This is a genomic window from Selenomonadales bacterium (assembly GCA_018335585.1).
GTDB lineage: Bacteria > Bacillota > UBA994 > UBA994 > UBA994 > UBA994.
Genome location: JAGXRZ010000041.1, coordinates 63,413 through 84,604, shown reverse-complemented (window position 1 = coordinate 84,604; position 21,192 = coordinate 63,413). Strand labels below are relative to the sequence as shown.

The window sequence follows — 21,192 nt, the reverse complement described above, 5'->3', positions numbered from 1 at the left end:
TTTTTGCTTCACTAGGTGTTGCAGACGGCGCTGTCCTAGGAGGTCCTTATGCCTTTTACTTCGATCAGCGAGTCACTAGGGCACTACTTGCGCATCAAAGTACCCTACCTCACCAACCTAGCCGTCCTGGCAATCGAGCGCATTGAGGGCGGCTGGGAGGGCGACGTCTTCGCCTTTGACCTTAGCTTTTTAGATAACGGCACTGCGCAAACCCGGCCCATGATACTTAAGCTGTATCAAGAGCCGGGCTTAGAGCTGTTGGGCCAGAGGCACACGCGCGAGTTTGAAGCCCTTCGCCAGCTCAACAATGAAGGCTATCCTGCACCAGATGTGTATCTGCTGGAGTGCGACAGCTGTTATCTCGGGAAGCCTTTCGTCATTATGGAAAGAGTAGCGGGCGCCCGGTTAGACAAACTCCTCGAGCAGTATTCACCGACGGAGCGCGAGGCGCGGTATGGCGAGATGTGCAAGTTGTTCGTCCGCCTGCACAGCCTAGATTGGCAGAACTTCACCGCTCTTGGCGACCTCCCCGCCGTAGAGAGCGCCATCGATCGCGAGCTGCAGCGCTTTCTGCAGATTGGCTTAGCGGCCGGCGCTTCCTATGCGGAGCCGGCGCTGGCGTGGCTCTGGCAACGGGCATCAAGCGTCACGGGCAGCAGACTGGCCCTCGCCCATTGGGATTTTCATGCAGGCAATATCTTGTGCGACTCACACGGCAAGCTGTCTGTCCTTGACTGGTGCGGCGCGGGTGTAACCGATTGCCGGTTCGACCTCGCTTGGAGCACGCTCTTTCTCGGTGACTTCGCGCCTAAGTTTATCGCGCTGTACGCCGAGCTTGCCGGGCACCCAGTTGACGACTTTGATTTCTTCCTCGCCTTCGCCTACCTGCGGCGCATCCTCTCTATAACCATCTCGCTACAGCACAGCCCCGAATTTCTCGGCATGCGGGCAGAGGCGGCAGAGCACATGCACCTTCAGCAACATCGTTTGCACGCCCTGCATAATCAGTGGCTTGGCCTTACCGGTGTGCGCTTATGAAACCAATTGCTTTTGTAGACCTAGAGGTGCATGCCACGCAAGAGACGGTCCTCGATATTGGGGCGACAAACGACAGGGGTAGCGTTCTACACACCAAGTCCTTGCGCGACTTGGCCGCCTTTTTGCCGGGGCACGAGTACATTTGCGGCCACAACATCCTCGCCCACGACCTAAAGTACATGCAGGAAGCGCTTAAAGACCTGCCTGCGCTGCGCTGGAACACCATTGACACTCTGCTTCTCTCTCCACTGCTTTTCCCCAAGCAGCCGTACCATGCCTTAGTAAAGGACGAGAAACTCCAAGTCGATGAGCTTAACAACCCCTTAGCCGACGCTATTCAAGCTAAGGAGCTGCTATACGAAGAAATAGCCGCCTTCCATAAACTAGACGATGCGACTAAGCGCATTTTCTTTGGCCTGCTCGGGCTGACCAAAGAATTTGGCGCTTTCTTTCGTTTTATAGACTACAGAGCTGCTGTGACTTCAGTCGCCGCGCTTATCCGTGAGGCGTTCAGTGGTGAAATCTGCGCCAATGCGCCGCTAGACGACCTCGCAGCCGCACACGCCATTCCGCTCGCCTATGCCTTGGCTATAATCAGTGTCAGGGATCGCTACTCGATTACACCTCCCTGGGTTCTAAAGCAGTATCCCGCGACACAACGGGTTCTGCACGTGTTGCGCAACACCCCTTGCCTAACAACCTGTCCATATTGTGCACAAAAGCTTGACGTGCGCCTCGGCCTCAAGCGCTACTTTGGCTTTGACGGCTTTCGCACTTTTGGCGGGCAACCGCTGCAGGAGCAAGCAGCACGGGCCGCTCTTGCGAACAAGTCTCTCCTGGCTGTCTTCCCAACCGGCGGCGGCAAATCGGTTACATTCCAAGTGCCTGCGCTGATGAGCGGCGAGGCGGCGCAAGGCCTGACTGTCGTCATCTCACCCCTGCAGGCCCTCATGAAAGACCAGGTAGACAACTTAGAGCGCATCGGCATTATGGACGCTGTTGCCATCAATGGTCTGCTTGACCCGATTGAGAGGGCAAAGTCCTTTGAGCGTGTTCAGGACGGCTCGGCCTCGCTGCTCTACATTTCACCTGAGTCCTTGCGCTCCCGCAGCGTCGAGCGCTTGTTGCTCGGGCGCAATGTTGTGCGCTTTGTGATTGACGAAGCCCACTGCTTCTCCACTTGGGGGCAAGACTTTCGGGTTGATTACCTCTACATAGGCGAGTTTATAAAGAAACTGCAGACAGATAAGAATGCTACGGACGCTATTCCCGTCTCGTGCTTTACCGCTACAGCCAAACAGCGTGTTATCGACGACATCCGGCAGTATTTTAAGGACAAGCTCGGGCTCACCCTCGAAGTCTTTCGGGCCGACGTTGCGCGTGAAAACTTGCGCTACCATGTAGCCGAGAAGGCCGAAACGGAAGAGAAGTACCGCGAGCTCCGCCGCCTAGTGCAAAGGGGCTGCCCGACCATCGTATATGTTGCGGAGACTAAGCGGGCCGAGGACCTCGCAGACAGGCTCACATCCGACGGCTTTCCCGCACTCCCCTACCACGGGCAACTAGACGCAAAGGTTAAGTCTGCAAATCAAGATGCGTTTGTTGCAGACGCGGTGTCAATCATAGTGGCGACCTCGGCCTTTGGCATGGGCGTAGACAAGAAGGACGTAGGTCAAGTCATTCACTACGACATTCCCGATTCGCTCGAAAACTACGTGCAGGAGGCAGGGCGGGCCGGGCGGGACGAGCAGATTAAGGCAGATTGCTACGTTCTCTATCGTGAAGAGGATTTAAACAGCCACTTCACCCGCTTAAATCAAAGCAAGTTGCACGTCAAAGAAATACAGCAGGTGTGGAAGGCTATCCAAAATCTCACTCGCACGCGCAAAAAAGCGTCGCAGAGTGCGCTTGAAATAGCCCGTCTAGCGGGCTGGGACGAGGAAATGCATGGGCTCGAAACGCGGGTGCGCGCAGCCATTTCCGCACTTGAGCAAAGTAAGTACGTTAAACGCGGGCAAAACTCGGCACGCGTATTTGCGACCAGCATTATGGCGCGTACGGCGCATGAGGCTATCGAGAGAATTAACCAGTCAAGCAAGTTTGACGCCGCCGAACGACAGGATGCCATCCGGATTATTAAGAGCATGATCGCAAGTCGTAGCCGCCTCCGCGCCGGTGGGGAAGATTCTCCAGCCTCCGAAGTTGACGTTTTAGCTGACCGCCTAGGTCTAGCTAACGAGCGCGTTATAACCATAGTTAATCGCCTGCGCGAGGAAGGCTTGCTTGCCGACACGAAAGATCTCACGGCTTACATAAAAGTAGGCGACCAAGGCAAGCAATCGCTAGAAATCCTCAAGCGTTTTTCCTCTATGGAAGCTGCATTAGCCATCGAGGTGGAGGAAGAAGAAGTCCTCTTGAATCTTAAGCAACAAAATAGCAGGTTAGAAGACCAGGGCTACGAAGGCGTGAACCCACGCAACATCCGTACGATTCTAAACTTCTGGAAGTTGAGCAGGTTGGTGGAATGTGCAACTGCCGAATTCGCCAGGCACATCGTCCATATCTACAGTGTGCTACCTAAGGACGAGTTCTTGGCCCGAATCGAAAAGCGCAAAGCTACGGCGGCTATAATCCTTGAGCATTTATACCGTGAAGCAGAGCGTACTGCTAACGGCAAGCCGCTGAAGGAAGACGTTTTCGTAGAATTTTCAATCGGGGAACTCGTCCTTGCTTACCAGGCAAACAGCTTCTTGTTTAAGGAGGCTGTCACAACGAGGGACATCGAAGACGCTCTCCTGTTCTTGTCCCGAATCGACGCCATAAAGGTAGACGGCGGCTTTCTCGTCCGGTACAACCCGATGACCATTGAGAGGCTACACGAAGGTAGCCGCAAGCGGTACACGACGCTCGACCATACCCGTTTTACGGAGTACTACCAAGCGCGCATGCAGCAGATTCACATTATGGGGGAGTACGCCCGCAAAATGCTGCAGGATTATCAGCAGGCACTAAGTTTTGTCGACGACTATTTTTCACTTAACTACGACCGGTTTCTTGAAAAGCACTTTAGTGGCCGTAAGCACGAGCTCGCCCGGAGCCTTACGCCCGCCAAGTTTACCCAGTTGTTTGGGGAGCTCTCAACGCGCCAGTTAGGTATCATTAACGACAAAGATAGCCAACACATCTGCGTCTTAGCAGGCCCGGGCAGCGGCAAAACCAAGCTGCTGGTACACAAGCTCGCCTCGCTGATCCTAATGGAAGACGTAAAATATGAGCAACTCCTTATGCTTACCTTTTCTCGCGCCGCAGTCACCGAGTTTAAGCAGCGCTTGCTGGCGCTTATCGGTAGCCCGGCCCGACACGTCGAGATAAAGACCTTCCACTCCTACTGCTTTGACTTGCTAGGCAGGATGGGTAGCCTTACGCAGTCTGCCGAAGTTATTGACCTCACCGTACAGCGTATACGGGACGGGAATGTTGAGGCGAATCGCATCGCTAAAGCTGTTCTCGTCATTGACGAAGCGCAGGATATGGATGCGTCGATTTACGAGCTAGTCAAAGCGTTGATGGCGCAGAACGAGGGCCTGCGAGTTATTATAGTGGGGGACGACGATCAAAACATCTTTCAGTTTCGTGGCTCAAGCGCAGAGTTTATGGCGAGGTTCATCACGGACCACGCGGCGACTAAGTACGAACTGCTGACAAACTATCGCAGCAAGGCCAATCTCGTGAGCTACGCGAATGCCTTCGCCGCGCAGATGAGAGAGCGGCTAAAGTCTAATCCAATTGAACCGCAAACCAAAGAATTAGGCTCCGTCAAGGTCGTGCGACAGCTAAGCTCAAATATGCTTGTGCCCTTTGTCGACGACATCGCTACTGCCGAGCTTAAGGGAACCACCTGCGCCCTAGTGAGGACAAATAGAGAAGCCTGGCAAGTGGTCGGCATGCTACGACAGCAAGGGTTCCGCACCCGGCTTATTCAAACTAACGACTGGTTTGGGCTACACACCCTCGACGAAATGCGCTTTTTCCTGGCCCGTATTAAAGCGGACAGCCAATCGCCCCTCGTTGAAGCCGACACTTGGGAGCAGGCCAAGCAGGCGCTCGAAACCGCGTATCAAAGAAGCGCCATGCTTGAGACGTGCCAGCGGCTAATTGCACAGTTTGAGTCGCAGACACCCGAGAAGAAATATATCTCAGATCTCGAGACCTTTGTGCAAGAGTCAAAGCTCGAGGATTTTACGGGCGACCCAAGCGAGGCAATCGTCGTCTCTACTATTCACAAAGCCAAAGGAAAGGAGTTTGACAACGTCTTTCTGCTTTTGGACAACGACGCACCGCCAAGTGAAGACGATAAGCGTTCAATCTATGTCGCGATTACGCGGGCCAAGGCGAACCTGACTATCCGCTATAATGGGAATTACCTAAGCAAAATTAGGCCGGCCGAAGTTGTAGAGACCGCAGACCGCAACGCCTATCCCGAGCCTACCGAGCTAGTTATCCCCCTCTCGCACGAGGATGTGCAACTCGGCGCATTTGCCGGACGGCAAGACGTTATACAGACGCTCCAAAGCGGCGATGAGCTGTGCTATCAAAACTACTGTGGCTACACGGGCGACAGACTCGTGTTTCGCGTCTCAAAAAAATGCGAAGCCCTCCTGGCGCAGTACGCACAAAGGGGCTTCGTTCCAACACGCGCAAGTGTTAACTTCGTAGTGTGGTGGGGCAACAAGGACACGCCGGAAGAAGTGCGGATTGTGCTGCCGGTGCTTTATCTTTACCCCCTCCGCACCCTCGGCGCCGTGTGAATAGCCCTGTCCTCTACCCCGAGGACGGCCTCAAGGAAGGCTTCGGAAATGGTGGGGTGGGCGTGGATGGTGCGGGCGATGTCGTTGACGGTGAGTTTGTGCTCGACGGCTAGCGCGGCCTCGTGAATAAGCGTGCTGGCGTGGGAGCCTAGCACATGCACCCCGAGCACCTCTTTGCTTTGGTCGTGGGCGATGACTTTGACGAGGCCCATTTCTTCGCCCATAGCAACGGCCTTAGAGTTTGCGCCAAGCATAAACTTGCTCACTGAGACAGGGATGCCCCTCTGCTCCGCCTCGGCCTCGGTAAGGCCCACGGTGGCAATCTCTGGAGAAGTAAAGACTACTGCCGGCACGCAGTCGTAGTTGACGTGGCCGGGCAGGCCTAAGATGCCCTCCACGCAGGCTTTCCCTTCCTCCGAAGCTACATGCGCTAGCATGTGCCCGCCAATGACATCCCCGATAGCGTATACGCCCGGGACAGTGGTCGCAAAATGCTTGTCGACCTTAATGCCGCGCCTGTCGTACTCCACACCGATAGCGGCAAGGTTTAGCCCTTCAACGTTAATACTGCGCCCTGTAGCGAGCAGCACCTTTTTGGCAGTAAACACATGGGTGTTCCCTTGGCCTTCGGCCACAACTTCCAGTTGACCATCGTCTGTTTGGTTTATGGCCTGCACTCGTACATCTGCTTGTACTCCTACGCCTGCCCTACGCAAAGCCATGGAAAGGCGGCTGACGATGTCTTTGTCAACTTGGTGAAGAATGCGCGGCATAAACTCCACTACCGTAACCGCGGTGCCAAAGGAGTTAAATATGCCGGCAAACTCCATTCCGATGACGCCGCCCCCAATGACCACGAGGCTCTTTGGTATTTCGCGCACGCCCTGTAGTTCATTGCTGTTTACTACCCCGGGGAGAAGGCTCCCCTTAATGGGAGGGCTTTGCGGCATAGAACCTGTGGCAATAATGATGTGCTCCGCCTCTATTCTGTATGGTTCACCCTCGGGGGGACGCACGATTAACTCGTGCGTCGCAGCAAAACTTGCCTCCCCGACAATGTGCTCTACCTGATGGGAGTGAAGTAATTTGGCAATGCCATCGCGCAGGGCGTTGACCACGCGCTCCTTGCGTTCTTGTACTTTGGCCATGTCGATGGTGAAGCCGCTGTGTACGACGCCAAACTCGGCACTGCGAGTGAGCGCGTGAATTACTTGGGCGTTCTGGTACAGGGCCTTGGTGGGGATACAGCCCCAGTTAAGGCATGTGCCGCCGAGGCGGTCTTTTTCAATAAGCGTGACTTGTGCTCCGAGCTGGGCGGCACGTATGGCCGCCACATAGCCGCCCGGACCACCGCCAATTATGACGATGTTACGCTGCAAACGGCATCCTCCTTGCGCTTTGCATTGCTTGCTGTCGAGTGTTAGTATCTGAGCTTAGGCTGCCGTACGGCTTTAACCTCGTCTAGGCGGCCGACCACAGTAGTCTGTGGCGCGCTCTTGACTAGTGACGGGTTCTGTTCAACTTCGTCGGCAATCTTTAGCATGGCCTCGATAAAGGAATCTAAAGTCTCTACCGCCTCTGATTCCACCGGCTCGATCATGATAGCCTCCTTAACGATTAAGGGGAAATACACGGTCGGGGGATGAAAACCATAGTCCAGCAAGCGTTTAGCGATGTCCAGGGTAGAGCAGCCCTGGGCTTTTTGCCTTTGCCCGGACAAGACAAACTCGTGCATGCAAATGCGGTCGTAGGCGACATCGTAGCGCTCTTTGAGCTTATTTAGCATGTAGTTGGCGTTTAACACCGCAGTCTCAGCGACCTGCCGTAGACCCTCGGGGCCCATGGAGAGAATGTAGGCGTAGGCCCTCACTAATACCAGGAAGTGGCCGTAAAAGTTCTTGATTCGCCCAATCGACAAGGGGCGGTCGTAATCAAGGTAGTATTTTATGCCGTCCCACTCTACCGTCGGACAAGGCAAGAAAGGCACGAGACGCTCTTTGACTCCGATTGGCCCGGCCCCAGGCCCGCCTCCGCCGTGCGGCGTGGAGAAGGTCTTGTGTAGGTTGAGGTGTACTACATCAAAGCCCATGTCGCCGGGGCGGGTAATTCCTGTAATGGCATTAGCGTTGGCCCCATCGTAGTAAAGTAGACCGCCGCCGGCATGTACAATTTTAGCAATCTCGACAATGTCTTTCTCGAACAAGCCAAGCGTGTTGGGATTAGTGAGCATTAGGCCGGCAACATCGTCACCCATAAGGCGCGTTAGCTCCGCTAAGTCTACTCCGCCTTCCTCGTTTGACTTAACCTCCACGGTCTCATAGCCAGCTGCGGCAGCAGTGGCGGGGTTAGTGCCGTGGGCGGAGTCCGAGACGAGAATTTTCGTGCGTTGGTCCTGGCCGTGGTGCCGATGGTAGGCCTTAATAGCCATAATGCCGGCTAGTTCCCCGTGTGCACCAGCCGCCGGAATGAGGGACATGCGCGCCATCCCTGTAATTTCTGAAAGCAACCCATCTAGGCGGTAGAGCAGTTCGAGACTGCCCTGGGAAAGCGACTGCGGTTGGTAGGGATGGGAGTTTGTAAAGCCCTTAAGCCGTGAGACGTCTTCGTTGATTTTTGGATTGTACTTCATGGTGCACGAGCCAAGCGGGTAGAAGCCGGCATCAACCCCGTAATTGCGCTGCGAGAGCTGTGTGAAGTGGCGGATGACGTCGACTTCGCTTAACTCCGGCAACTTGGGAGGCTCGGTACGCAGGGAGTCTTTGGGCAGAACCGCGGACAACTCAATTGCGGGGGTGTCCTGGGATGGCAGCTGGTACCCGCGCCTGCCGGGGACGCTTTTCTCAAAAATGAGTTTGGTTTCTTTGCGCATCTATTCCACCGCCTTTTTTACGAGGTTGTCGATTTCTTCTTTCGTGCGCTTCTCTGTGACGGCAACTAGCCAATGGTTCGCGAGTTCGGGGTAGTCCTGCCCGAGGTCGTATCCGCCGAGGATCCCGTGTGTAAGCAATGCGTCGTTAAGCTCGCCTACGGGGCGCTTAGACTTTACGACAAATTCGCGGAAGAAGGGCGCATCAAAGGCCTCCTCAAACTGACCGGACTTAAGTAGGGCTTCATAGGCGTAACGCGATTTGCTGACGCACTGCGACGCGACTTCGCGCAGGCCTTCCTTGCCCATGGCCCCCAGATAGATGGTCGTGGCGAGGGCGACGAGGGCATTGTTAGTGCAAATATTTGAGGTCGCCTTTTCGCGGCGGATGTGTTGCTCGCGCGTCTGCATGGTCAGCACATAGGCCCGCTGCCCGTCGCTGTCGTTCGTTATACCAACGATGCGCCCGGGCATATTGCGCAACAGCTTCTGTGTTGTAGCCATAAAGCCGACATAAGGGCCGCCAAAAGAAAGTGGTACGCCAAGGGGTTGCCCGTCGCCAACCGCGATGTCTACGCCCATTTCAGCAGGGGATTTAAGGAGCGCGAGCGAGATGGGGTCTACCGAAGCCACCATGAGTGCCCCCTCACCGTGGGCGATACTTGCCGCCCCGGCAAGGTCTTCGATGACACCAAAGAAGTTAGGACTCTGCAGGAGCACTGCCGCGGTCTGCGGGCTAGTAGCAGCCTTTAAGGCCTCCATGTCCGTAACGCCGTTTTTATGCGGCACTACGCGAATCTCCATGTCACGAGTCTGCCCGTAGGTTTGTAGTACCGCGCGGTGTTCAGGGTGAACGGTACCGGAGACAACTATTTCTGACCTGCGCGTGGCATTGCCGGCCATAATCGCAGCCTCAGCGAGAGCGGTGGCTCCGTCGTAGACGGAGGCATTGGCGACATCTAGGCCTGTCAGCTCGCAGATCATGGTCTGGAACTCAAAAATAGCCTGCAGAGTGCCTTGGCTTATTTCCGGTTGGTATGGTGTGTAGGCGGTGAAAAACTCTTGGCGCAAGAGCAGGTGATTGACGATGCTAGGCGTGTAGTGGTCGTATGCGCCGGCACCGAGAAAACAGGTGTAGTCAGTCGCGCCGAGGTTTTTTTGTGCTAGTGCGCTAAGGTGTGCTAGGAGCTCAAGTTCGGAGTGGCTAGGGGGTAGGTCGAGAGCGCGTCTTAAGCGAACTTGCTCGGGAATCTCGCGAAAGAGGTCCTCGGTGCTTTGCATGCCGAGCGTAGCCAACATGGCCTGTTGTTGTTCTGCTGTGTTTGGTATGTAGCGGTGCATCTTCTCTCCCCCTTAATCCAAAATTCTTTGGTAAGAGTTAGCATCAAGGAGTGCTGCCAGTTCTGACGCGTCGGAGAGTTTGACGGCAAGCATCCAGCTGCCATAGGGGTCACTGTTTAGCAACCCCGGGTTGTCAAACAGTGCCTCGTTAACTGCCGTGACGGTGCCGGAAACCGGGCTAAACAGGTCAGAGGCGGCCTTCACCGATTCTACGACGCCAAAAGTGCCGCCGGCGCGTAAGGCGTCACCCACATTAGGCAATTCTACGAAGACTATGTCGCCGAGGGCCTGTTGGGCATAGTCGGTAATGCCGATGTGGGCGGTATCGCCCTCGACTTTAACCCACTCGTGTTCCTTAGAGTAAAGCAGTGCTTGGGGAATGTTCATGGCTTAACTTCCTCCTCTACATTTGGGTTGGCCTTCTTATGCTTTTTTGCGTAAAACGGGAGCGGTATGCGCTGCGCCCGCAGTGGCTTACCCCGCACTACAACCGAAACCTCGTCCCCTAAGCCGACTGCGCCGCGAGTCACTAGGGCTAGGCCTAGGTTCTCTTTGCGGGTGGGGGAAAATGTGCCCGAGGTGATGTGCCCTATCGGGCTGTTTGCAACTGACACTTCGCAGCCGGCGCGGGGAATACCGCGCTCAACCATTGCCACACCGATAAGCTCGCGCGGGGGAATGGCCTTTTTTTGCGCCGCGAGGGCCCTTTTGCCGACAAAGTCCGCCTCTTTCTTGAGTTTGACGAACGGGGCAAGATTTGCTTCGAGTGGCGTAATGTCTTTCGCGATTTCATGCCCATAGAGGGGTAGGCAGGCTTCAAAGCGCAGAGTGTCTCTTGCCCCTAGTCCTACAGGTACAATGCCAAAAGGTGCTCCGGCTAAAAGCAGGGCGTCCCACACTGTGGGTGCATCTTCATTAGCGAGGTAGAGCTCAAATCCGTCTTCGCCGGTGTAACCCGTGCGGGAGACAAGCGCAGGCCTTCCGGCAACTACAAGGCGCGGTTCAAAATGAAAGTAGGCCAGGTCAGCAAGAGAAAAGTCGGTCAGCGACTGTAAGACCGTCTCTGCGTGTGGTCCCTGTAATGCCAGTTGGGCCGTAGTGGCGGACTCGTTCTTAACTTCGACCCCAGAGGGGGCCATGCTTGTTACCCAGGCAAAGTCTTTGTCGGTGTTAGCGGCGTTGACTACGAGCAAGAACTCCTCGACGTTTTGCTTGTAGACCAGGAGGTCGTCGACGACACCACCGTCTTCGTAGCACATCAGCGAGTAGAGAACCTGTCGGTCCTTCAGTTTGGCGACGTCTCCTGTCACTAATTTCTGCACGAAGTCTTCGGCGCTACCCCCCTTAATAGTTATTTCGCCCATATGGGAGACGTCAAAGAGGCCTAGGGCGCTTCTAACGGCTTCGTGCTCGCTAAGAATACCTGTGTACTGCACGGGCAGAGCCCAGCCGGCGAAGTCAACGATTTGACCTCCGAGCGCGACATGCTGGCGGTAGAGAGGTGTGTGCTGCATGGGATTCTCCTTTCGCTTGGTTAGGCCTCGCTTTGTAGCCATAGCGCTACATCAGAGATAAGGGGAGAATTGTACTGGCCAGACAAGGCTTCTAGTCGTGCCGCCAAGGCAGCACGCGAATAAATACAGCCTGCTAAGGACTCGGCCATGGGCTCAATCAACCAAGCTTCCATCGTGTCGGAGTAAACCTTAGCTTCCCCCACTACTCCGCCGCTTACTGTGAGACCGATTTCGATCCCGCCCCAGGGGAAACGGGTCTCGTAACTGATGTCAAACTGGGGGCTCTTGCCAAGCCTAAACTCCCAGCTGCTGTACTTTTCGTATAAGGCGTTGTACTCTGCTGTGCCCATAAACTCTTCTAGGCAGTGTTGCTCGATACTCACTCCGTATTCCTCTGTAAAGGCATGGCTTAAAGCGGCTTTCATCGTCTCGATAGTTAGGGTGGGGACGAGCTCACGCAAGTTGATGACGCGGGACTGTACGGAGGAGACGCCTTTCGTGGTCATCTTTGCGGCAGGCACACTAAGATATGTGCCCAGCTTCCCCATATCTACATCGACGAGGATGGTGCCATGATGATAGGATGCGTGCTTGCCGTGGTAAAAGGCGTTGCCCGAGAACTTGCGACCCGCGGCTAGGATGTCGTTGCGACCGCTAAACTCCGCCTGCACACCTACTGCGCGGGCGGCGTTTAAAATCACCTTTAACTGTCTCTGCAGGTCGTAATCTTCCCTCGGCAGTATAAAAGTGAAGTTGAGGTTCCCCAGGTCATGGTAGACCGCACCGCCGCCAGAAAGTCGCCGTGCTAGTTTGCCGCCCTCAGCCTGTAGCTTTTCTACCTGGCATTCGCGCCAGGCATTTTGGTGCCTCCCGACTACCACCGTGTGCTGATTCTGCCACAGGTAGAGCGTCGCTTCGCTAGCGCTAAGCCGGTGGAGTAAAAACTCTTCCGCCGCTAAGTTCGCCCAAGGGTCATACCCTGTAGCTAGGACGATGCGCGTGTTTGTTATGGGCATTAAGTGGCCTCCTTGCGCTTAGGTTCACAAATTGAACGGGGGTGGCAATAGGCATGCCACCCCCGTAGATAACACGCCTGCTCGTACGAGTCTCGCGGTATCTTTACCAAGTCAGATATTCAACTTGATTAAATTTATCATCTTTGAGGTTCAACTGCAAGCACTTGTGCAAAATTTCCGACTAAGCACTCTCCGCAAAAATAGCCTCAGCAGGGACTCCGAGCTCCTTAAGCAGCTTAGTGCTCGCATTCACCATGCCTTTAGGCCCGCACATGTAAACTTTAACCCCTTGTAGTTTAAGTCCGCGGAGCGCATCTGTGACGAGTCCGGTTTGCCCGGTAAAGCCTGCGCCTGGCTTGGCCGCAACTCTAATGTAGTTGATGCGAGGTGACTCGGACGCCAAGTTGCTTAACACTGCGTCATAGATAAAGTCATTCTCCGTGTTAGCCCCGTAAACTAGGGTTGTTTCTACGCCCTTAGCCGCTAGGTCTTGCAGGATGGGTACAAAAGGCGTTATGCCAATGCCGCCTGCGACTAACACCACTTTCTTAGCAGAGGGGTCAATGACGAGCTCGTGCCCCATCGGCCCTTCCAAGGTAACTTCGGTGCCGACAGCAAATGTATCAAAGATTATGCCCGTGCCGTAGCCGTCGCGGAGCCACTTTACCGTCATGCGCACTGACGTTTCCCCACCTAACCCCGAGATGGAGTAGGCTCTAAACGCCTCCGGGGTGTTTTGGATCTTCACGAGAAAGTACTGCCCGGGGTGATACGAAACCTTGGCTGGTTCAACAAATTTCATAGTAAACTCGCGTGTATCCGGGGCGAGGTCGGCCATTTCGGTGATTTTTGCCCTAATCTTGCGTCGGTCAGTATAACCGGCCAGGTCAACCTTTTTAGCTGCGGCTTTAGCCTCCGCATAAGTCTTCAGCGAAAGGATTTTAGCCGGGCAATGCTCGACACATGTTACGCACCTGATGCAAGCTTCGTGCGCGAATTGCGCTTGGTCCTTAAACTCAGTATAAGGGACAAGTTGCATCGGACATACGCGGGCGCACTTGCCGCACTTGTGGCACTTCTCAATGGCTTCAATTGTAATCAGGCGGTCGTGTTTCTTTGTCCATCCTAAGAGTTTGCCGAGTTTGTACATAAGCACCTGCATCGTCCCCATGGGACAGAACTGGCACCAGCTGCGCGGGGCAAAGATAAGGCCGAGGGTGCCGCCGGCGAGTGTAACCATTAAATAGCTCATCACAAAGACAAACCCGAGGCGGTCTAGGAATTGCAGCTCGCCCCAGAGTCCCGCGACGCGAATGAAGCGGCTAGTTAAGTTGTACATAAACCAAGTGAGGACCGCCACTTGGGTGAAGGTTGACTTAAGAAACTTAGGAATTTCGCGATTGCGGCTAAATGGCAGTAGAATCTGGTCGAACAGGCTGCCATGGGCGCAGTAATTGCCGCACCAGTACCGCCCTTTAAACAAGGAGATGGCAGTGAGAGAGAAGATTACACCAAAAACTAAGAGGCCAAGCCTAGGATACCAGAGACCGCCAAACGCTACTGTTAAGGTAAAGATCCAAGCGTACTTCCTGACCGAGGTGAAGGCGCGGTTAGCTTTAATGTAGAAATTTCTCATGACAGCCCTCCGTAATATAATTTGTCTACGTGGATGCTAAGACCTCGTCAAGCATGGTCCTGATGTTCTTCTCCGGCAATACTCCGGATACGCGCTTTACTTCTTTGCCGTCTTTAAACACGATCATTGTGGGGATGGCCATAATGCCGTATTGAGCGGAAATGGCCTGGTTTTCGTCTACGTTCATTTTGGCGACTTTAGCGCGATGTGCGTAGTCTTTGTCGATTTTGTCAAGTATGGGACCAAGAATGCGGCAGGGCATGCACCACGGCGCCCAAAAGTCTACGAGCGTGACGCCCTTGGCTGAGAGTACCTCTTGACCAAAATTTTGCGATGTGACAGTTAGCATTTTTCAAAACCTCTTTCACTAAATATACCCCCTAGGGTATATGATATGTATACTTTAAGTCATGTATGTTTCGATTGTCAATACCTGAGTAGTATAAAGTGTTGTGGGCACTGTGAATGTGACTTTGTCACACAGTCGCGTGGCCGTTTGCAGTTTTCGCAGGAAATCTACGCCACTCTAGAGAACTCTTTTACAAGGAGGGATGCAAATGCTTTACCAAGGCGAGACTAGGCGCGTGTCAAGGTTGCGTCCACGGCAAGTAAAACACAATCTGCCGCGTGTCGCGGTGCTTGGCGCCGGCCATGGAGGTCAAACCATGGCTGCGCACCTCGGGCTGATGGGGTGCGATGTATCTCTGTATAACCGCAGTGCCGACAGAATAGAACCCATAAGACTTACACAGAGCATCGAGCTGACCGGGCAGATAGAGGGCGTCGGAAAGCTTGCCCTAATTACGACCGATATCGAAGAAGCTATTCGCGATGTAGAGTTAATCATGGTAGTAGTGCCAGCGAATGGCCATGCGTACATGGCCGAAGTCGCAGCGCCGTATCTACGCGACGGTCAGATGGTAGTGCTTCACCCGGGGCGTACGGGCGGTGCGCTCGAGTTTTTCAACCTCATTCGCCAGCACGGATGCGCGGCGGACGTTGTAGTTTCCGAAGCCTCCACGCTCATTTATGCCTGTCGCATGCTTAACCCCGCCAAGGTGCACGTTTTCGGTGTCAAAAACGTTATACCGGTCGCCGCTATCCCTAGCTACAGAACGCCAGAGGTCATTAAGAAGCTAAACATCCTCTTCCCGCAGTTTGTGCCGGGCGACAATGTGCTAAAAACGAGCCTAGACAATATCGGAGCAATTTTTCACCCCGGGCTCACCCTGTTAAACGCCGGGCGCATTGAGTCCACGCACGGCGAGTTTGAGTTTTATGTCGATGGCGCAACCCCCTCGGTGACCCGCGTGTTAGAAGCGATGGACAACGAGAGAATTGCGGTCGCGGCGGCGCTAGGCATTCGCGCCATGAGCGCACGCGAGTGGCTTTACATCGCCTACAATGCTGCCGGCCGGACACTGTACGAGGCCATGCATGCTAACGTAGGCTACCAAGGGATTAAGGCCCCGCCAAACACTTACATGCGATACATTACAGAGGATGTACCGATGAGTCTTGTTCCCATTGCTTCGCTCGGACACCAGCTTGACGTGCCCACGCCCATGATCGACAACATGATTAACGTAGCTAGCGTCATTCACGACCAAGACTACTGGGCGGAAGGTAGGACAGTAGAAACAATGGGGTTGACGGGTCTATCTGTGAAGCAAATTCGTAAGCTCGTACTGGAGGGGAAGCCGGATGCCTAGACGCATCGTAGGCGCAGCTATCGGCAGTTGCGTGCATGTGGCGGGCGTTATCTCCTTTTTGCGTCTCGCCGAGGAGCTAGGGCATTATACCGAGTTCCTGGGTCCGGCGGTAACTATCGCCGACCTAGTTCAGTTAGCTGCAGATAAGAACGCCGACATGCTTGCGGTAAGCTATCGGCTTTCGCCGGAAACTGCGGGGGCGCTGTTTGCCCAACTGCAGGACGCTTTAGTGCGGAGTCCCCTGGCAAACCTCGAGCTGGTTTTCGGGGGAACGCCTGCCGTGGCCAAAGTGGCCAAGGAGGCAGGGCTATTCGCACACATTTTCAGCGGCGACGACGGCCCGGTGGAGGTGCTCGCCTTCCTGCGGGGAGAAAACGCAAAGGATAGCAGTGGCGACATCCCGCCGCAGACGCTTATCGGCCGAGTGCAAGCACTTGCCCCCTACCCGCTGCTGCGCCATCACTTTGGTCTGCCCAGCCTTCAAGATACAATTACAGGCGTAAGCGCTATCGCCGAGGCCAAAGTGCTCGACGTCATTTCGCTCGGGCCGGACCAAAACGCCCAAGTGTCTTTCTTCCGCCCACACGAAATGGACCCGCTGCAGCACGGTGCAGGAGGCGTGCCCGTTCGCTCGCCGGAGCACCTGCGGGAGCTCTATGCCGCGTCGCGCACAGGCAACTACCCGCTCATGCGGTGCTATTCAGGCACGCGGGACCTGTTAAAGTGGGCCGAGATGAGCAGGGATACGATTAATAACGCGTGGGCGGCAGTGCCGCTTTGTTGGTATAACGTACTTGACGGGCGCTCTAACCGCACCCCGGCAGAGTCTATCCCCGAGAACCTCGCCGTCATGGCTTGGCATGCGGAGCGAGGCATTCCGGTTGAGGTTAACGAGGCACACCACTGGAGTTTGCGCGAGGCACCCGATGTAGTGGCCGTAGTAGCTGCTTACTTAGCCGCCTTAAACGCCAAGCAGCAAGGTGTAAAGACTTATGTCGCGCAATACATGTTCAATACGCCGCTTGGCACGTCGTACATTAACGACATTGCCAAAATGCTGGCTAAGCGCGACCTCATTGAGTCGCTGCACGACAACAACTTCACTTCGCTGCGCCAAGTGCGCACGGGCCTCATGAGCCTTAGCACAAACATGAATCTCGCCAAAGGGCAGCTCGCTTCGTCAATTGCCCTCGCCCTTAATTTGCAGCCGCATATCGTGCATGTCGTCGGGTACTCAGAAGCGCAGTTTGCGGCATCCCCGCAAGTTGTGATTGAGAGTTGCCAAATCGCCCATGGCGTGATACGCAGCCGGCTGCAGCTTTCACCGGATGCCGCGCTTGACCCGCGCGTAGGCCTGCGCCGCAAAGAACTACTAGAACAAGCCGCAAGGCTTCTCCAAGCGATAGCCGCCCTTGGGGACGGAGACCATGCTTTGACCGACCCTGCGGTTATTGCCCGGGCAATTGCGGTCGGGTTACTGGATGCGCCGCACCTTAAAGGCAACCGCTACGCAAAGGGCGCAGTTAAGACAAAGCTAGTGAACGGAGCGTGTGTGGCAGAGGAGGTGCCCGTGTGAGGCTTCGCGTCGCGGTAGTCTATACGGTAGAAGAAGTGGGCGCCCGCACCGACAACCACCACGGAGCCGAGCAGCTCAGTAAGACCAACGCGGCCCTAATAGACGCCATCTCACAACTTGGCCACGAAGCTCACCTAGTGCCAGGCGACACAGAGCTACTAAGTAGGCTAAAGCGCCTCGCGCCGGACGTGGTATTTAACAATTGTACCGGCATCCACGACAAGTCTAGCCAGCCGCAAGTGGCAGGGATGTTAGAGCTATCTAAAATTCCGTTCACCGGGAGCGGGCAAGCCGCACATGTGCTGGCCCTGTATAAGCCACTTACGAAAATCGTGCTCCTACACGCAGGTACGCCTACGCCAGGTTTCGCAGTCGCGGCAAATGCTGATGTTGCGTTACCGGCCTCGCTTTGCTACCCGGTAATCGTCAAGCCGGAGCACGAGGGCTCAAGCATTGGGATATCTCAGAAGAGCGTAGTAAACTCGGAGCGCGAGGTGCGCGAAGTTATACGCTGGGTAATTAGCACTTTTAAGCAGCCTGCACTAGTTGAGGAGTTTGTCGTGGGTAGCGAGTTTACGGTTGGCGTGCTGGGGCGCGAAGAACCGCGGATTCTGCCGCCGATAGAAATTCTGTTTGAGCACAAACAAGGCTTCTATAGTCACGGTGTAAAGTCTGCCGACGCCGTTACCACTAAGTGTCCTGCAGACATTGACGCGGCACTGCTTCTTCGCATAGAACAGGTCGTGCTCGGAGCGTTTCGCGCTTTGGGTTGCCGTGATTACGCCCGCATTGATGTTCGCGTCAGCAGCGACGGCACGCCGTACGTCATCGACGTAAACACCCTGCCCGGGCTTGAACCTGGGTATAGCGACTTTCCCAAGGCTGCCTTGGCCGCCGGCATTAGCTATGTAGATTTGGTGGGGAGATTGCTGGGGTACGCGGGCGAGGGACGGAGGAGCGCGACATCTGTTTCCCCGGGAACACTTGCATAAAACTGGCGTCTAAATAGGGATTGCTGATTAAGTCCAAAGTGCTGCAAGAAGCCCTTTTTGGCGGGAAACCAGCAATCGCAAAAAATGGACAAAGAGAACCCGGAGCCTACGCTCCAAGTTCATTACCATTAATTGTATGGCAATGACTGTCTCGCTGGTCTCTTTCAGTCGAGTCATTACGTGCCCCAACCCATAGAAACGCTTCCCTTCACCGAAGACGGCTTCTATGCGGTTTCGAGTTCGGGCATCTTCGCGTTCATCACGTTTCTGCTGTTTCAACAGGGCTTCGTCTTTGGTGGGCCGGCCGAGGGGTGGTCCTGACAGCCGAATACCACGTTGCTTACAGAAGGCTAGGTTCTCGCGATTGCGATAGATCTTGTCCGCAATTACGGCTTGTGGATAAGTCCCAAAGCGGCGCCTGTAGTTCTCTACTGATTCCATCAGGGTGTTAGCTTCGTTAAACGGGTCAAAGCTGACGCGTTCCATGAAGGAGTACCCGTTTACATTGCTGATGGCGAGCTTGGCCCCAAATTCAACTGGTGTCCCTGCCTTCCCTCGCACTATGGGGCGCACAAATGGCATGTGTAGGCTTACGATGCGCTCTGGCGTTGTGTGGGTACGGCTCTTGTACATCTCAAGCTGTTGGCGATAAATCTCTTGGCACACTAGGAGGTTCTTGTACTGCCGAGAACTAAGCAGGCTGAGAGAGCTTCTCTGGATCAAGGCATGGGTAGATTTGATGTTTCGCTTGATGTATCGCAGCTGTTTGCCGACGGACTTACGAATGAGGAGATGAGACTTGATTCTCTTCTTATCAAAGCTAATATGGCTGCGACGAGCAAGTTGTCGATATGTTCTGGGCTTCTTCTCGGTGCCCGCATGCGGCTCCCAGAGAACATCGACAATCTCCTCTAGGGCCTCGCGAGTCTTGTTCAATAGTCCTGGGTCTGTCGGGTAGTGTATGTCCGCCGGCACACAAGTGGCATCTAGCAGGAGTGTTCCCGCATTGTCTGGCGGTTCTGCCGTTGGCTTCTCTCCGTCTGAGTCTGTACTCGCGGGCGGATGACCATCAGAGTCCTTGGACTTCACAGCAGCTTTTACAATCAGTTCGTTGATCTCATTGATGATGTCTGCGCCGAAGCGTTCACGGAAGTAGTGCACGGTTGAATGGTCAAAGGGCCTCTCCTTTGCGAAAGAATGTAGCCCAACGAAATACTGCAAGTAGGGGTTTTCCATCACTTCCTCGACGAGATCGCGGTCAGATAGCTGCCGTCGATTCTGGATGATTAAAGCACCGAGTGCCATCCGTACGGAATAGGCAGGCCTTCCTCTATTGGCGGTAAAGTGCACAGCATATTTGTCTTCAACAACGTCCCACGCCACCATGGACGCTAGCTGACACCAGCGATTGCTAGGGTTGAGCTTCCCCCCGAAGGGAAGGAAAAATTCATCGGGGAGAATCGTTTGACGCTCATTATGTCGATACATGATAGCCCTCCAAATGGAATTTCAAAGACCACTGAAATTCCTCAAGTGCACAGATTCTGCAGGCAAACAAGCAGTTTCCATGCACTCATTATACCACAAACAAGGGGAAGACGCAGTAGTGTCAAGGGTCTTGGGGTTATTCAGCAAGCCCTAAATAGCTGTAGCAAAGCAGTGGGGGGAATCGTATGCGATACAAGTCAATGGTTGCGGTTCTTATGGTTGGTCTCGTGTTCCTTGGTGCCGTGGGTTTGTTTGTGCTGCAAAGCGGCCAGCGGCAGGGTGAGCAGCTAGCGGGCCGTAGCGAAGAGGCCTTGACGACGCAAAAGGGCGGCGTGCAGACCATTACGGATGCCGCGTTTAGTTCGCGCACGGTTGCGCCTGTCGACCGCCAAGTAATCGAGCACATGCAAATGGCGGTGGAAGTACCGCACCTTGACGAAGCCCAAGCCGAGGTGTTGCGCATTACCACGGCTCATGGCGGCTATGTGCAGAGCTCAAGCTTTATTAATCTCACGGAAATGCAGGCTTGGGATTTCACGTTGCGCATCCCAAGCGCTAAATCGGCTGAGGTCGTGCGTCTACTCCAGGCGCTTGGTACCGTGCAGAGCTCGAGTTCGAATCGCCAAGACGTCACAGAAGAATACACCGACCTTGAGGCGCGCCTCGCTGTTATGCGGCAAGAGGAGGCCCGCCTGCTAGAGCTCCTGCGTCGCGCTAATACCATTGACGACTACCTTAAGGTAGAAAGCCACCTCACCCGCGTGCGCATTGAAATCGAGCAGGCGACCGGTCGCCTTAAGCTCCTGACGCACAACGTGGCGATGGCGACTGTAAACCTCCGCCTTACCCCAGTCAAAGGTGCGGTTACGCCGCGGCCGGTAGGGTTTGCGGGTCTTGGCAAGCGCCTAAGCGCAGCATTCAGACAGGGCCTAAACACTGTAGTGGAGTTTGTCTCAGGAACCCTCGTGCTCCTTGCCGCCGGTCTGCCGCTCCTCATAATATTGCTACCCGCGCTTGTGATTGTGTTGCTTGTGTATCGGCGGCTAAACTCTAGTAAAAAGCCACCGGCTGTTTCCTAGGTAGGCAGTTCAAATTCCGCCTAAAGAGTAGCAGGATTCTGTCTATGCGTGTCGAAATATGGCAGAGACTAGCAATCTGTATAGACGCCGTCTCGCCATAGCAAACAAAATGGATGGCGCTAAGCC

Annotated in this window: 15 protein-coding genes; 6 read left to right on the top strand and 9 right to left on the bottom strand. The window is 54.8% G+C overall.

Features of this window, described 5'->3' with window-relative positions; all coding sequences use genetic code 11:
- The first annotated feature begins 48 nt into the window (after positions 1-48).
- The gene (locus KGZ66_07660) at positions 49-1,038 is read left to right on the top strand and encodes a phosphotransferase (protein ID MBS3985466.1); all 990 of its coding nucleotides are present in this window, start codon (positions 49-51) and stop codon (positions 1,036-1,038) included.
- Entirely contained in the window at positions 1,035-5,846 is a 4,812-nt protein-coding gene (locus KGZ66_07655; protein ID MBS3985465.1) for a RecQ family ATP-dependent DNA helicase, read from the top strand. Before KGZ66_07660 ends, KGZ66_07655 begins: the two co-directional genes overlap by 4 nt.
- Here KGZ66_07655 and lpdA read toward each other — a convergent pair.
- From lpdA to trxA, 8 genes are all read right to left on the bottom strand, one after another.
- Positions 5,816-7,225 carry a dihydrolipoyl dehydrogenase gene (lpdA, locus tag KGZ66_07650; GenBank protein MBS3985464.1) on the bottom strand — a complete coding sequence of 470 codons (1,410 nt, stop codon included), beginning with the start codon at positions 7,223-7,225 and terminating at the stop codon, positions 5,816-5,818. The genes KGZ66_07655 and lpdA overlap by 31 nt on opposite strands.
- A 41-nt stretch (positions 7,226-7,266) precedes the next feature.
- Complete coding sequence (gene gcvPB, locus KGZ66_07645; GenBank protein ID MBS3985463.1) at positions 7,267-8,715, bottom strand: aminomethyl-transferring glycine dehydrogenase subunit GcvPB; 1,449 nt, start codon at positions 8,713-8,715, stop codon at positions 7,267-7,269.
- The gene (gcvPA, locus tag KGZ66_07640; GenBank protein MBS3985462.1) at positions 8,716-10,053 is read right to left on the bottom strand and encodes an aminomethyl-transferring glycine dehydrogenase subunit GcvPA; all 1,338 of its coding nucleotides are present in this window, start codon (positions 10,051-10,053) and stop codon (positions 8,716-8,718) included. It abuts the gene before it with no gap.
- A 12-nt stretch (positions 10,054-10,065) separates the two neighbouring features.
- Complete coding sequence (gene gcvH / locus KGZ66_07635; GenBank protein ID MBS3985461.1) at positions 10,066-10,440, bottom strand: glycine cleavage system protein GcvH; 375 nt, start codon at positions 10,438-10,440, stop codon at positions 10,066-10,068.
- Positions 10,437-11,567, bottom strand: a complete 1,131-nt coding sequence (gene gcvT / locus KGZ66_07630) for a glycine cleavage system aminomethyltransferase GcvT (GenBank protein MBS3985460.1) — start codon at positions 11,565-11,567, stop codon at positions 10,437-10,439. The genes gcvH and gcvT overlap by 4 nt, the downstream gene beginning before the upstream one ends.
- Before the next feature lie 20 nt (positions 11,568-11,587).
- A complete protein-coding gene (locus KGZ66_07625) occupies positions 11,588-12,583 on the bottom strand; it encodes a lipoate--protein ligase (protein ID MBS3985459.1) in 996 nt (331 codons plus the stop codon).
- A 181-nt stretch (positions 12,584-12,764) separates the two neighbouring features.
- The gene (locus KGZ66_07620) at positions 12,765-14,219 is read right to left on the bottom strand and encodes a 4Fe-4S binding protein (GenBank protein MBS3985458.1); all 1,455 of its coding nucleotides are present in this window, start codon (positions 14,217-14,219) and stop codon (positions 12,765-12,767) included.
- A 25-nt stretch (positions 14,220-14,244) separates the two neighbouring features.
- Positions 14,245-14,568 carry a thioredoxin gene (gene trxA, locus KGZ66_07615; GenBank protein ID MBS3985457.1) on the bottom strand — a complete coding sequence of 108 codons (324 nt, stop codon included), beginning with the start codon at positions 14,566-14,568 and terminating at the stop codon, positions 14,245-14,247.
- A 208-nt stretch (positions 14,569-14,776) separates the two neighbouring features.
- Between trxA and KGZ66_07610 the strand changes: the two genes are divergently transcribed.
- Genes KGZ66_07610 through KGZ66_07600 form a run of 3 tightly spaced genes read left to right on the top strand, consistent with a single transcriptional unit; the run spans position 14,777 to position 18,499 of the window.
- Positions 14,777-15,931, top strand: a complete 1,155-nt coding sequence (locus KGZ66_07610; protein MBS3985456.1) for an NAD/NADP octopine/nopaline dehydrogenase family protein — start codon at positions 14,777-14,779, stop codon at positions 15,929-15,931.
- The gene (locus KGZ66_07605) at positions 15,924-17,507 is read left to right on the top strand and encodes a hypothetical protein (protein MBS3985455.1); all 1,584 of its coding nucleotides are present in this window, start codon (positions 15,924-15,926) and stop codon (positions 17,505-17,507) included. The genes KGZ66_07610 and KGZ66_07605 overlap by 8 nt, the downstream gene beginning before the upstream one ends.
- Positions 17,504-18,499: an ATP-grasp domain-containing protein gene (locus KGZ66_07600; protein ID MBS3985454.1), complete on the top strand. Its 996-nt coding sequence runs from the start codon at positions 17,504-17,506 to the stop codon at positions 18,497-18,499. The genes KGZ66_07605 and KGZ66_07600 overlap by 4 nt, the downstream gene beginning before the upstream one ends.
- Before the next feature lie 27 nt (positions 18,500-18,526).
- Here KGZ66_07600 and KGZ66_07595 read toward each other — a convergent pair whose 3' ends face one another.
- The gene (locus KGZ66_07595) at positions 18,527-19,987 is read right to left on the bottom strand and encodes an IS5 family transposase (protein MBS3985453.1); all 1,461 of its coding nucleotides are present in this window, start codon (positions 19,985-19,987) and stop codon (positions 18,527-18,529) included.
- A 185-nt stretch (positions 19,988-20,172) separates the two neighbouring features.
- Here KGZ66_07595 and KGZ66_07590 point away from each other — a divergent pair, with 185 nt between their 5' ends.
- Complete coding sequence (locus KGZ66_07590; GenBank protein ID MBS3985452.1) at positions 20,173-21,066, top strand: DUF4349 domain-containing protein; 894 nt, start codon at positions 20,173-20,175, stop codon at positions 21,064-21,066.
- Positions 21,067-21,192: the final 126 nt, after the last annotated feature.

What these genes read in the sequence shown, in the direction of transcription:
- KGZ66_07590 (MBS3985452.1), top strand. Translation starts at nt 20,173, where the DNA reads ATGCGATACAAGTCAATGGTTGCGGTTCTTATGGTTGGTCTCGTGTTC.
- KGZ66_07605 (MBS3985455.1), top strand. Translation starts at nt 15,924, where the DNA reads ATGCCTAGACGCATCGTAGGCGCAGCTATCGGCAGTTGCGTGCATGTG.
- gcvT (MBS3985460.1), bottom strand. Translation starts at nt 11,567, where the DNA reads ATGCAGCACACACCTCTCTACCGCCAGCATGTCGCGCTCGGAGGTCAA.
- KGZ66_07595 (MBS3985453.1), bottom strand. Translation starts at nt 19,987, where the DNA reads ATGTATCGACATAATGAGCGTCAAACGATTCTCCCCGATGAATTTTTC.
- KGZ66_07620 (MBS3985458.1), bottom strand. Translation starts at nt 14,219, where the DNA reads ATGAGAAATTTCTACATTAAAGCTAACCGCGCCTTCACCTCGGTCAGG.
- trxA (MBS3985457.1), bottom strand. Translation starts at nt 14,568, where the DNA reads ATGCTAACTGTCACATCGCAAAATTTTGGTCAAGAGGTACTCTCAGCC.
- gcvPB (MBS3985463.1), bottom strand. Translation starts at nt 8,715, where the DNA reads ATGCGCAAAGAAACCAAACTCATTTTTGAGAAAAGCGTCCCCGGCAGG.
- KGZ66_07655 (MBS3985465.1), top strand. Translation starts at nt 1,035, where the DNA reads ATGAAACCAATTGCTTTTGTAGACCTAGAGGTGCATGCCACGCAAGAG.
- KGZ66_07610 (MBS3985456.1), top strand. Translation starts at nt 14,777, where the DNA reads ATGCTTTACCAAGGCGAGACTAGGCGCGTGTCAAGGTTGCGTCCACGG.
- KGZ66_07625 (MBS3985459.1), bottom strand. Translation starts at nt 12,583, where the DNA reads ATGCCCATAACAAACACGCGCATCGTCCTAGCTACAGGGTATGACCCT.
- gcvPA (MBS3985462.1), bottom strand. Translation starts at nt 10,053, where the DNA reads ATGCACCGCTACATACCAAACACAGCAGAACAACAACAGGCCATGTTG.
- KGZ66_07660 (MBS3985466.1), top strand. Translation starts at nt 49, where the DNA reads ATGCCTTTTACTTCGATCAGCGAGTCACTAGGGCACTACTTGCGCATC.
- gcvH (MBS3985461.1), bottom strand. Translation starts at nt 10,440, where the DNA reads ATGAACATTCCCCAAGCACTGCTTTACTCTAAGGAACACGAGTGGGTT.